Annotated in this window: 11 protein-coding genes and 1 pseudogene; 10 read left to right on the top strand and 2 right to left on the bottom strand. The window is 41.6% G+C overall.

The features are described 5' to 3' along the window. The 6 genes and pseudogenes from B9J87_RS15230 to B9J87_RS15205 form a co-directional block, all read left to right on the top strand. Positions 1-664, top strand: a 664-nt coding sequence (locus B9J87_RS15230) for a DUF2861 family protein (protein ID WP_094151573.1), incomplete at its 5' end; no start/stop codon positions are given. 60 nt (positions 665-724) lie between these two features. Further along, positions 725-1915 carry a conjugal transfer protein TraF gene (locus B9J87_RS15225; protein WP_094151571.1) on the top strand — a complete coding sequence of 397 codons (1191 nt, stop codon included), beginning with the start codon at positions 725-727 and terminating at the stop codon, positions 1913-1915. Positions 1916-1960: 45 nt separating this feature from the next. Further along, positions 1961-2116, top strand: coding sequence for a YoaH family protein (locus tag B9J87_RS15220; protein WP_094151569.1), 156 nt, complete (start codon positions 1961-1963; stop codon positions 2114-2116). Between the two features lie 185 nt (positions 2117-2301). Continuing rightward, positions 2302-2406: pseudogene (locus B9J87_RS15215) on the top strand (hypothetical protein); the annotation flags it as partial. A 288-nt stretch (positions 2407-2694) separates the two neighbouring features. Beyond that, positions 2695-3858 carry a hypothetical protein gene (locus B9J87_RS15210; protein WP_094151567.1) on the top strand — a complete coding sequence of 388 codons (1164 nt, stop codon included), beginning with the start codon at positions 2695-2697 and terminating at the stop codon, positions 3856-3858. Positions 3859-4510: 652 nt separating this feature from the next. Beyond that, positions 4511-5398: a LysR family transcriptional regulator gene (locus tag B9J87_RS15205; protein WP_069212146.1), complete on the top strand. Its 888-nt coding sequence runs from the start codon at positions 4511-4513 to the stop codon at positions 5396-5398. A gap of 43 nt (positions 5399-5441) precedes the next feature. Here B9J87_RS15205 and B9J87_RS15200 read toward each other — a convergent pair whose 3' ends face one another. Then, positions 5442-8132, bottom strand: a complete 2691-nt coding sequence (locus tag B9J87_RS15200; RefSeq protein WP_094151565.1) for a bifunctional acetate--CoA ligase family protein/GNAT family N-acetyltransferase — start codon at positions 8130-8132, stop codon at positions 5442-5444. A 219-nt stretch (positions 8133-8351) separates the two neighbouring features. Here B9J87_RS15200 and B9J87_RS15195 point away from each other — a divergent pair, with 219 nt between their 5' ends. Beyond that, entirely contained in the window at positions 8352-8933 is a 582-nt protein-coding gene (locus tag B9J87_RS15195; RefSeq protein WP_013867790.1) for an SPOR domain-containing protein, read from the top strand. Positions 8934-9104: 171 nt separating this feature from the next. Then, a complete protein-coding gene (locus B9J87_RS15190) occupies positions 9105-10109 on the top strand; it encodes a D-alanine--D-alanine ligase (RefSeq protein WP_094151563.1) in 1005 nt (334 codons plus the stop codon). Here the strand turns inward: B9J87_RS15190 and B9J87_RS15185 are convergent. After that, the gene (locus B9J87_RS15185; protein ID WP_094151561.1) at positions 10093-11052 is read right to left on the bottom strand and encodes a tyrosine-type recombinase/integrase; all 960 of its coding nucleotides are present in this window, start codon (positions 11050-11052) and stop codon (positions 10093-10095) included. The genes B9J87_RS15190 and B9J87_RS15185 overlap by 17 nt on opposite strands. A 102-nt stretch (positions 11053-11154) precedes the next feature. Here B9J87_RS15185 and B9J87_RS15180 point away from each other — a divergent pair, with 102 nt between their 5' ends. Beyond that, complete coding sequence (locus tag B9J87_RS15180; RefSeq protein WP_013867787.1) at positions 11155-11526, top strand: DUF3319 domain-containing protein; 372 nt, start codon at positions 11155-11157, stop codon at positions 11524-11526. 7 nt (positions 11527-11533) lie between these two features. Beyond that, positions 11534-11845, top strand: a complete 312-nt coding sequence (gene yciH, locus B9J87_RS15175) for a stress response translation initiation inhibitor YciH (RefSeq protein ID WP_017045562.1) — start codon at positions 11534-11536, stop codon at positions 11843-11845. Positions 11846-11894: the final 49 nt, after the last annotated feature.

Here is an 11894-nt window from a genome sequence, read left to right as displayed (position 1 = left end):
ATCATTAACCGTTGATTGCGGTAAAAGTTTAGACAAAAAACCACTCCCCGAATGGCTTAAATCAATCACCATTAATAGGCAAGAGATCCAGAGCCCAGGAAGAGATGCATTTCATGTTGATATAGAAGTGGACGCTGAAAAACCACTTGCTGATATTAGGCTGGCGCAGTGGGTCGATAAAAGTTTATCAACCGATAGTTTATTAACGACCACTTCGAGTGACAGCGTCACTGGAAAGACACATTACTTAAAGCGTTATAATCTCAATAGTAAAATTACAATGGGTTTATACCGTCTTGATATAACAGCCAAAGATCAGCAATCTTGGAGCGCATGGATTGTGCTTGGTGAACCCAAAGCAAAGCAAATTGTACGCTGGGCTTCGAAAGATCAATGGCAAATTGAAAAAAAAGCGCTACTCAATCCATATTGTCCTTTACCTGAACTCAATGTATCGCTGTATGATTACATCGATGGAAAATACTCTGAAATATGGAGTCAACGCTACGAGTCTGAGTATCCTAATGAACTTGAAATCACTAATTTAGCTGCAGACCGTTATGTACTAGCGGTATCAATGACTCAACAACGTTGGCAAGGGCCGATTATCATTGAGCAATCTCAAGTAATCAGTAAAACCTACGATGTTTCAGTAGATGAATAATTAAAGATAATAGACAATATGCCGTTATAGACATAAAGGAAACGACACGTTTATAACATTATGAAAAATTTCATTAAAATACTCCCACTTGCAGTCGTACTTACACCATCTTTCAGCTTCGCAGCCAATTATGCAATAGAGGCGCGAGGGGATGCGATGGGTGGTGTAGGGGTTGTATCGGCGAACTTTCTCACTGCTCCATTTTATAACCCTGCACTTGTGGCTATTTATCGTCGTAACGATGACGTAGGTATGATCGTTCCCAGTTTCGGGATTTCTTATAATGATGAAGACCACATGGTCGATGATTTAGACAGCATTTCAAACTTCATAGAAAAAAAAGATTACACAAATACTGAACAGCTGCAGAAAAGTTTAGATAATTTACAAAATGATAAACTAAAAGCCGAAATTGGCGGTGTTGTCGCCTTTGCCATTCCTAACCAATTTATAGCGGCTAATTTATTCGCCAAAGCCTATACCGAAACGTTTGTCACTCCTGATATTTACAGCGGCGAAAATACTGCGTCATTAACTCCTGAGCTACAAACTGTCGAAAACGCAGAGCTCAGCGCAGTGAACGCTGTTTCCGTTGGAGTAACAGAAGTGGGTTTCTCGCTAGCCAAGTACCAAACATTTTTAGGCCAACATATTGCCTTTGGTGTAACACCTAAACTTCAACGCATCTACACCTATGTATATTCAGCAAGCGTAACCGATTACGATATCAAAGATGCACGAGATAATGGCCAAGGTGAAACCATGTTCAACCTTGATGCCGGCGCATTGTGGTTTTATGGGCCTTTAAGAGTTGGATTTTCCGCAACCAATTTAGTCAAGAGAGACATTCAAACTCAATCTTACACTAAGAGTCTTAAGAGCCAATTCGGTAAAACACGAGACATCAATATTGGCTACGCATACCAAATGAGGCCACTTTATACAGTAGGCGTAGGTATTGTTGCAGACTATGCCACATTAAGCATGGATTATGATCTTAATGAAGAAGAGCGCTACACTAATTTTAATGACAATACACAGATGATTCGAGTAGGTGGTGAAATCGATATCATGCGTCAGTTAAAATTAAGAGCAGGATATAAGAAGAACTTAGCATACGATAATGTTGATGGAACAATCACAGCAGGGGTAGGGATCTCACCTCTCAATCTCTTCCAACTGGACATTGGAGCTAGCTATACAAACGATAATGCGATGGGAGCTTACATAAATTTCCTTGCTAGTTATTAACTCGATCTTTATAGTCAGGCTCCTAATCAACCGGAGCCTTTTTAAATGTTTGATGATATTCCTACTTTATCTCACCAAGAACAGCAAGCAGCTGTTGAAAAAATTCAACAACTAATGGCTCAAGGTATCAGTACCGCAGAAGCCATAAAAATCGTTGCATCCCAAATTAGAGCAGAAAAATCTGCAGATAAAACGAATTAATTCTCAACCTAACTATTTCCATTGCATAAGAGCGTTCACTCATTAGTGGACGCTTTTTTGTATCGAGAAAACCTCCACCTAGGCTGGGGGTTCCGTAAAGCTTACGGCTATAAGCCAGTTATATAACCCCTTTCAATTTGATAAAAACGTCTTGTGGTCTGGCAACTGCAAGAGTTAATTAAGAATTGAAAGGGGGTCCCAATCGGGACGAAGAGAGCTTAGCGCATACGCGATGGAATTGTAAATATCATGTGGTTTTTGCACCTAAGTACCGAAGGCCTGTGTTCTACCAGACTTCGCCGGGATATCATCCAAATGCTCAGCAACGAGCAAGTGGGTAGCGTATATTCTCGAGTTTTGGTGCTTTCAGCGATGTTCTGTTTAACAGGTTTTGTAGCGAAACTTGGCAATTGGCCTAAGTATTTGAGTGAACTTAACTGATCAGATCGTAGGTTGATAATTTAGTTCCATGATTTATATTTTATGTAGGATTTTTCTGGGATTATGAGTTGTCTATTGTCTGCTTTTATTGGTGGTTATATCGTTAACTGAATGAAATCTAGTCTAGGAATCTCGGAATGATAACCAATAACATAACTAATGCTCAACTCAGTGGCATTGAGCAAAACGCTCCTCAAGTGGGTCCCCAAAACGTCGAGGCTTACCTTGCAACGATTAAGAAAGCCCAAAAAGACCTTGAAAAAATCGATCCTGCCATTGCATCAGTCGATGAGCAATCAGCAGATTCTGAAGTACTGGCTATGGTAGCGGCTCATCAAAAACAAGTTGTCCAGTCTATGGTGGGTAGTAATCCTGAGGATGCTATTGCATTGACACTAGCGGCTGGTATCGAAGCATGCAGTGCTCGACTTGAAGCGATACAGCAGCAAGCTATGGGCTTAGGTGTATTTGTAGATTCCATGGAAGCGATGTGGGAAGACATATCAAAAACATCACCATTAACAGGGTATGCGTTAGAAGACGCTTTTCAACTAGTGCTTATGGATGTATTGATCCACATTGACGATTACAATTTAACAGCGGATGAAAAAGATGCCCTTCAACGTTTTATGGAGTGTGGTGGTTCAGGGATGCATGGTTCTCATGAAAACTATGATCAAAATGAATTTGTTGCTGACCTTCCTGGACTTTTTAACAAAATTCATGACCACGCACCCAAGGACAGTTTTGCTTATACAATTACTGATTCTATGAAAAATAATTCTGGTTGCCCTGGGGCTTTAGTAACGCAATTTCAGGATAATTGGGGTACTGCTAGTGAATGGTATTCTAACTGGACTAATGGCATAGGCGATGTCTCTCCAATTATGCGCATGGCATTACTCTCTAGTGTGCTGACTGATTCATCTGTGGAAATCTCCAGCGACGAATATAATATGTTTCTTACTGGTAGCCTGTCTGATATTGATACCTTTATAAACGAAAAGTACGGTAAAAATACCATTGAATACATTAACGAGGATCTTGCTATGTGGAACTATTACTTCGATCCTAGTGAGAATCCAGTTACTGGTTTTGGTATGAATTTCCATTCTTCTAATGGAATGCAGGTAGACTACTTCACTGCATTATCAGAGAATTTACCTTCTCGACCTCTCACCGACGAGGAGCTGAAAGAAGTCAACCGTATCGGTGATCAGGTAAGAATGCTGCAAGAGACTCTCAAATATTGGTTGCAAATTTGCCGAGACGAGCTAGTGGCCATTGCACGTAACATCTAGTTCAGAACGGTCAATTAGGTCGGTCGAAATAAAAATGGGTTGTGGCATCTGAAACACATATACACATTCAAGCATTCAAGAGGGACTGCCAACGCGTGGCGGCTTTAGTGCAAGTGTTTACAGTGGGTTTTTGAGTTCGGCGGTGCGTTGTTAAACACCGCTGTAGCTTCAAGTAGGAAGAGAATATAACAATCTAGAGTTACGGATGTGATGAAAATTACCATTTTTCTGTATTCACGCTCTTTTTGAACTGAGTCGCTAAAAACGTTAGCAATACGTTAAAAGCTGTCTATATTTTTCCAGTCTGCTAGAATCGCGTTGTTTATATTTTAGCCTTTAATTTTACACACTTATCGAGGTTTTACATGGAGCTTGGATTAATCATCGTTTTTATCGTGGCTGCAGCGGTCATGGTTAAGAAAGAGATGTCAGAAAATAAGAAATAGACTCACTCATTGATAACTTTTCTACCCCTTTTTAAATGAATGTGTCTCAAAGCCAGTATTAAACTGGCTTTGTTATTTCTACGATTTTTGGTTCCAAACCAGTCCCCCTTGTCTATTTTCCATCCCGTCAGAGATACCATAGCGATGATAAATAAGGCATACTCGCTATTGCATATTCACTGCAATTTCACCAAAGGATGTCCATTTTGCAAAGTCCAATTACCTTAGAAGCGCTTCATATTTTAGATGCGATTGATAGACGAGGCAGCTTTGCTGCGGCGGCAAATGAGCTAAGCCGTGCACCATCATCGCTGAGTTATCAGATCCAAAAATTGGAACAAGATTTAGATATCACTATTTTTGACCGTTCAGGGCATAAAGCGACGTTTACTGAAGCCGGCTTGCTCATTCTTGAGCGGGGTAGAGCCATTTTATCGGCGACAGAAAAATTGGTGAATGACGCAACCTTGTTAGCGAATGGTTGGGAACTGGATTTGACGGTCGCATTTGACGGTATTATCCCTATTCATAATTTTTTCCCAATGGTTGAAGCGTTAGGTAATGTCAGTAAAACACGAATCCGTCTTCAAGAAGAAATTTTAGCGGGGTGTTGGGAGTCACTTTCAACCGATCGAGCCGATTTGCTGATTTGCCCACGTATCGATACGTTACCACAAGATGTAAAAGCAGAAACCATAGGAACTATGTCAATGGTTTGGGTAGCGGCCAGCTCGCATTACGTGCACAAACGAAGCGGTGCATTTGATGAAGAAGCAAGGCAAAAGTATCGAGTGATTGCGATTGCCGATACCGCGCGTGACCAGCCTGCAATGAGCGTGAATATTTTGCAAAAACAACCGCGTCTGACGGTAACTAATTTCAGCGCAAAATGTGCCGCGTTAGTGGAAGGGCTAGGTATTGGCACATTACCGAAACAGATAGCAGAACCGTTGATCGCCGCAGGTAAACTGAAAGCAATTAGCGGATCTGAAGAAAAATCGATGCAGATCATTATGGCATGGCGGCGTAATAAAATGGGCGAAGCAAAGTCGTGGTGTGTGCAATACCTCAAGAAAAACTGGGTGCTAAGTTAAAATTTTGGGCGGATCGCAGTGATCAAATCTGATCGCTACGGCTTTATTCTGGTTTATTTAAGATCAAAACCATATCTGCCGTCCCATCTTCGAAATGCACTTCAATCTCAAAACCTAATTTTTGCGCTAGCGTCAACATGCCTCGGTTGGTTGGCATGGTCATGCCGGAAATTTGTAAGGTTCCTTTCAAGCGACAATAGTCGATGATTTTTTGCAGCAAGATTTTACCCAAACCTTTTCCTTTTAAATCAGAACGGATCAAGATGGCGAACTCAGCATCGCTATTCTCAGGGTTAATGAGTGCCCGTGAAACGCCAATAATACTCTCTTGATCATTAGTATGATCCACTGCGACAAAAGCCATCTCTCGGTCATAGTCAATTTGAGTAAAATTGGCTAAGGCTTCATGGTTAAACTCGCCGACATCCGAAAAAAAGCGTTTGTACAAATCTTCTTTTGATACGTTACGGATAAACTCTGCATGATGCGGCTCATCTTCGGGCAAGATTGGGCGTAAGGTAATGGCCGAGTTGTCCTTTAGGATCACATTTTCTTCAAACTCACTTGGATAGGGGCGGATAGCTAATCTACTTTGTCCGTCGCCTTGGTAATCTTTTAGGACTAAGTTGGCATCCAATATGGTGAATTGATTGCCATTGGCTAAAACCGGGTGAATATCTAATTCATCTATTTGTGGACATTCAATAATCATCTGCGAGATACGAACTAAAAACTCAGATAACCCATCAATATTCATTGGCTCTGGTAGTTTTTGCAGCCGAATTTTCCCGCTGCGTATTGCTCTGACAATCAGATAACGAGCGAGCGTCATATTCAGTGGGGGGAGTGCGGCGGCGGCATCGATTGATTCATCCCATTCTGAACCACCTTGTCCCAGTAAAATGACCGGGCCAAAGGTTGTATCAGTAATCACTTTGATCCTGAGCTCTTCGCCGCCAGCGAGCTTTGCCATTGCCTGAACCAATAACCCATGAATATTAGCGGAAGGATACGAGATCTGCGTGCGATCCAATATCGCTTGCGCTGCGCTTGCCACTTCGTGGCGGTTGCGTAGATTGAGCATCACGCCTTGCACATCTGATTTATGCGTAATATCGGGCGAACGCAATTTCACCACGACTGGGTAACCAATTTGCTCGGCAATATGTACCGCTTCACTGGCATCAGAAGCTATCCAAGTTGGTAATACGTTAAAATTAAAACATTTAAATAGCTTGCCTATTTGGTGTGTATCAAGGTGGCGGGTAGGGTGTATATCCAGTTGCTCCGCTATCCATTGCTGCGCGCTGTGTATTTCTGATACATGGACGGGTTCTGCGGTTGTCGGCGTTTCCATTAGTTGTTTTTGATTTCGACGGTACTCGACTAAGTGCATGAATGCCACAACTGCACTTTCTGGCGTTCGATAGGTTGGGATGCCCGCTTGGGTAAATATTTGTCTAGCCGGGCGCGCGGTAAGTTCTCCTGACCAATTGGTTAGGATGTTAAAACGTTTATGGCGAGGGTGTGCTTTAATGGCGTCGACCACCGCTTGAGCGGTTTGTTCAGACTGCGCAATCGCAGATGGGCTGTGCATAATGAGAATGGCATCGGTTTTATCACTATCTAGCAGCACATTTAGTGTATTAACGTAGCGAGTATGATCCGCATCACCCACCATATCGACCGGATTACTGTGAGACCAACTTTTAGGCAGGCACTGATTTAGTTTTTGATAAGTAGACTCTTCAAGATCGGCAAGCTTTCCGCCTCGATCTAACAAGGTATCGACGGCCATAATAGCTGGCCCGCCACCATTGGTAATAATAGCAAGACGTTCACCTCGTAATGGAACGGAGTGAGTGAGTGTTTCAACAGCGGCAAAGAGTTCATGGGTATTATTCACCCGTAACATACCCGTGCGTTGAATTGCGGAGTCATAAATAATGTCGAGTGTATTGTCTCCACCAGTATGTGCTTGCGCCGCTTTACGTCCAGCAAGCGTTCTTCCTCCTTTTAATACTAAGATTCGCCGGTTACGTGACGCGGCACGCGCTGCCGACATAAAACGGCGAGCATCCTTAATCGTATCAACATAAAGCAAAATGGCTTGGGTGTGTCTATCCGTGCTCAGGCAATCAAGCAAGTCAGAGAAATCGATGTCGCTGGCATTACCAAGAGAAATAAATGCTGAAAATCCGATCTCTTTGTCATTTGCCCAATCTAAAATCGTGGTACAAACCGCTGCAGATTGTGAAATAAAGGCAATGTTACCTTTTAAGGCTGTGACAGGAGAAAACGAAGCGTTGAAATTTAACCAAGGTAGGATCAGCCCTAAGCTATTGGGGCCCAAAATGCGCATTCCTGCCGATTTTGCAATGCTAGAACATTGGGCTTGGATTTCGACTCCTTGAGCATCTTCAGTATACATATCAGATGAAAGTACGATGACGGAGCTGATGCCTTTATCTGCCAATTGCTTAAATAAGGTGACGTTGCGTGTTGCGTGCGTGCATAAAATCGCAATATCAGGGACGATAGGCAGAGATTCGATACTTTTGTAGGCCAATACGCCACAGACGGATGGATAATAAGGCGTGACAGGCATAATCGCACCATCGAAGCCTCCTTGAAGTAGGTTCTTCATCACAATATTGCCAGCACGAAGCGAGCGTACTGATGCACCAACAACCGCGATCGATTTTGGTTTCAGGAATGGATTTAAATTGTTCATGTTGATGAACCTTTCACTCACGAATTACCGTTAGCTTAGCGAACAAATGCTATCCTTGTTCACTATATTGGTTTGATTGTGATCATTACGTCGTGAGACAACTGCGACTTTGTGCCATAAATCACAGTACAAAGGTATATAATCACAAAGCGAGCTTGATTCTGAGCGTCGCTATCGGCATGATTTATAGTAATTTCTACTTAAGGCGTTGAACAATTCATGAAAAAAATCACAATTGTCGGTTTATCAGTGCTTCTGGCTGCCTGTGCATCTGATACATACATTACCGATGTCACCTCTGAAAGCCATCGTGAAGAGTACAAAGTTGCTCCGGTTCAGCAACCAGTAGTCGCTCAAGAAGGCATGGCTACTGGAATTTCTGAGAGCAATGTCGAAACGAATGTGGTGAAGATGTCTCCTAACGATACAGAGAAAAAAGTCGTTAAGATGAGCCCTCAAAGCAAAGCCGCAGTAGCGCTCATTCCACCGACAGCTAAACAGACGGCAATGAATCCGCGTTTTGGCTACACCATTCAGGTCGTTGCTGTTGGATCACAGAATAAAGTTGATCAGTTTGCCAGTAAACTGCCCAATTCTGACGGCCAACCTATTTGGGAAAATTATAAAGTAGTGAATGGAACCAAGTGGTACACCGTACTTTATGGTGACTACGCAACTCGTGCCGATGCTGTTGAAGCAATTAAAACACTGCCAACCGAGTTTCAAGCAATGAAACCTTTTGCCAAAAGTATTGATACCATCAAAAATTCGGAATTTCCGACACTCAATAAGTTGAACTGATTCTGGATTTTATCGCGAATAAATGATCAAAGGGGCTTATGCCCCTTTATTGCTTATAACTTAGCCTGTTACAACAGTAAAAAGGTTTTCCTTAGCTAAAACCGTGTAACTTCACACTGAATTGATTATCATGCTTTATAGTTTATTCGTCAGCAGCATGGACAGATTTTAATGACTCAAACAACAATCCTATTATTATGTGGTGGCGGTTCGTCAGAACATGAAGTTTCACTTGTGTCAGCCAACTATTTACAAGCACAACTTGAAAAAACAGAAGGTTTTCAAGTTATTCGCGTCGAAATGCGACCCGATGGTTGGTACAGTGAAAAGGGCGATCTGAGCTTCTTAGACACGAATGCTGCAACGTTGAATACCAATGGTGTTGCCGTCAATATCGATTTTGTGGTTCCTTGCATTCATGGTTATCCAGGGGAAACGGGCGACATTCAATCGATGCTCGAGCTGGCTGGCATCCCATATTTAGGTTGTGGTCCAGAAGCCAGTGCTAACAGCTTTAATAAAATTACATCTAAGCTTTGGTACGATGCGCTGGGTATTCCTAATACACCTTATCTTTTTCTTTCAGAAAATAATGCACAAGCGCATCAAGAGTGTAAGCAGGCTCTGGAAAAATGGGGAAGTGTGTTTATTAAAGCGGCGAGACAAGGCTCATCTGTTGGTTGTTACAAAGTCACCGAGGCTTCCCAGCTCAATAGCGCAATCGATGCGGCTTTTAGCTACTCGGAACAAGTTCTGGTTGAAAAAGCAGTGAAACCTAGGGAATTAGAAGTTGCCGCTTATCAGCTTGATGGTGTTTTATATCTTTCTAAGCCGGGTGAGATCATCGCACCAGAAGACGCATTTTATACTTATGAAGAAAAATACAGTGCGACTAGCCATTCGATGACTGAAGTACAAGCTCAGAATTTAACCAGAGATCAATTAGAAATGATAAGTGATTGTGCTGCTAGGGTTTTTACCCACATGAAGCTTAGGCACCTTGCACGTATTGATTTCTTTTTAACCCCAGAGGGAAACATTTATCTTAATGAAGTTAACACCTTCCCAGGCATGACTCCCATTTCAATGTTTCCTAAAATGTTAGAGCATAATGGGCATAGGTTTCATGAATTTCTAGCCAACTGCGTGACAACGTCACTTAATCAAAAGGTTTAATGACCTTAAATTTCATCTGTTCACTTTCTGCAATGTCGAGCTTACCAATGTATTGAGCTGGCATTGCAGGGCTTAACCATCGTCCAAATTGCTGAATATCTTGAGTTTTATAACCTTGTTTCGCCAGTTCTTGAGCCGCACCAACACGGGTTGATTGGCCTGAAAACCTCAATTCAAATATGCCTAAACGTTGCCCTGCATGACGTAAGATACGGAAAATAGATGCATCATTTAAAGATCTATTTGAAATATTGCCATGGCGATCGATTGAACAAAACACAATTTTCGACTCTTTATTGAGTAATTGTAGCCACTTTTTAAGTGCAAGAGAGGCCGATTCAGAAAGATAATAATCGACATTTCCCACGATGATCTTCGTTTGCCCATCCACAGTTAAGACTTGTCCTGTACTTAGTTTTTTAAGCTCACTTCGTTTCAAAGCACACTCAAACATCACATAATAGATTGCAAGATCGCGGATATCCTTTTTGTGAGGTGAATGAATAAGTTGTATATCTAGTGCTAATAAATGTTTTTTCGTTAACGGTGTCGCTTGCTTAGCATCATCACCTTTCTCTCCTTTAAGACGAAACAAAGAAAGTTGAGTGCGTCGGTTTTGCGTGGGGTCTTTCATCGAAAGTAGGTGATGGATGATACCAATGGTGACTATGTAACGCCTGATAGTCGCGTATTTTCTCACTCGAGCTTCCGTTTCGATAAATTGCCTAACAGCTGTTGTTGAGCCAGGAAGAGGAGTAACACATCTTATTTTGCAAAATGTAACAAAATGATTCCAATCTTTAGTCATGGCCAAAGCGGAGTTCTTCGAATATTGCCAATGTGTCAAATGTTGAAATTGTTCAAAGCAAACTGTGTCGGAAAATTCAGTAACCTTTTGTTTTAAAATCATAGGATCTGTGATGAGAGGGATGTTTTTTTTCATCTTGATGCACTATAACAATATGGTTTATCGATAAATATACTTGATAACGGTGAAGATACAATTATTATTTAACTAACCTATAATTAAAAAGACCAATAACATATGGCTATAGCGACGTATCGAGGATTTACCCTTACATCTGCGCCTAACTCTACAGATATATGGCAAGTTAAGATCAAAAACCATGTTTTGACTGGTAACCTTGCGGCAGTTAAAAAAAGCATAGACTGGTGGTGTGATACTGCCTCTATCATTGATCCTAGAGAGTTCAGTGCGGTAGGTAAGAAGAGAGAGGCTCCAAATGGTAAACAAGAGCAATTTGGCGGCTTTACACTGAAGAATGATACAGGTGAGCTCAATGGGTGGTATTGCTTTTTCAATGGTCGCTTAATCAAAGGTTCAAAAGTGGCTATTCAAAAACATATCGAAGCTTATTTGCTTGCAAAACAGAAAGCAGAACAATTAAAGAAGTAAATGATTTATGACACTTGTATATTCTACGGATTTAGGCCGTATCAAAGCTGAGCCTGAAGTTATAGAACGCCCTAAAGGAGATGGAGTGGTTAGAATCCATCGTCAAACAAAAGGGCGAAAAGGGAAAGGCGTGAGTATCGTGACCGGCTTGGATTTAGATGATACTGCACTAAAGCTATTCGCGGCAGAAATCAAGAAAAGTTGTGGGTGTGGTGGCTCAGTAAAAGATGGTGAAATAGAAATCCAGGGTGATGCTCGAGACAAAATTAAAGCTTATTTAGAAAAGAAAGGTTTCATAGTTAAACTAGCCGGAAATTAACGTATTAATAACTAGAATGAAATCTTCGATTATCAGACTAGTTATTAGG

Origin of the sequence: Vibrio sp. V19_P1S1T109, assembly GCF_002241375.1 — a bacterium.
Classification (GTDB): domain Bacteria; phylum Pseudomonadota; class Gammaproteobacteria; order Enterobacterales; family Vibrionaceae; genus Vibrio; species Vibrio anguillarum.
Note: the sequence above shows the minus strand (reverse complement) of the source record. Positions and strands in the feature narration are given on the sequence as shown.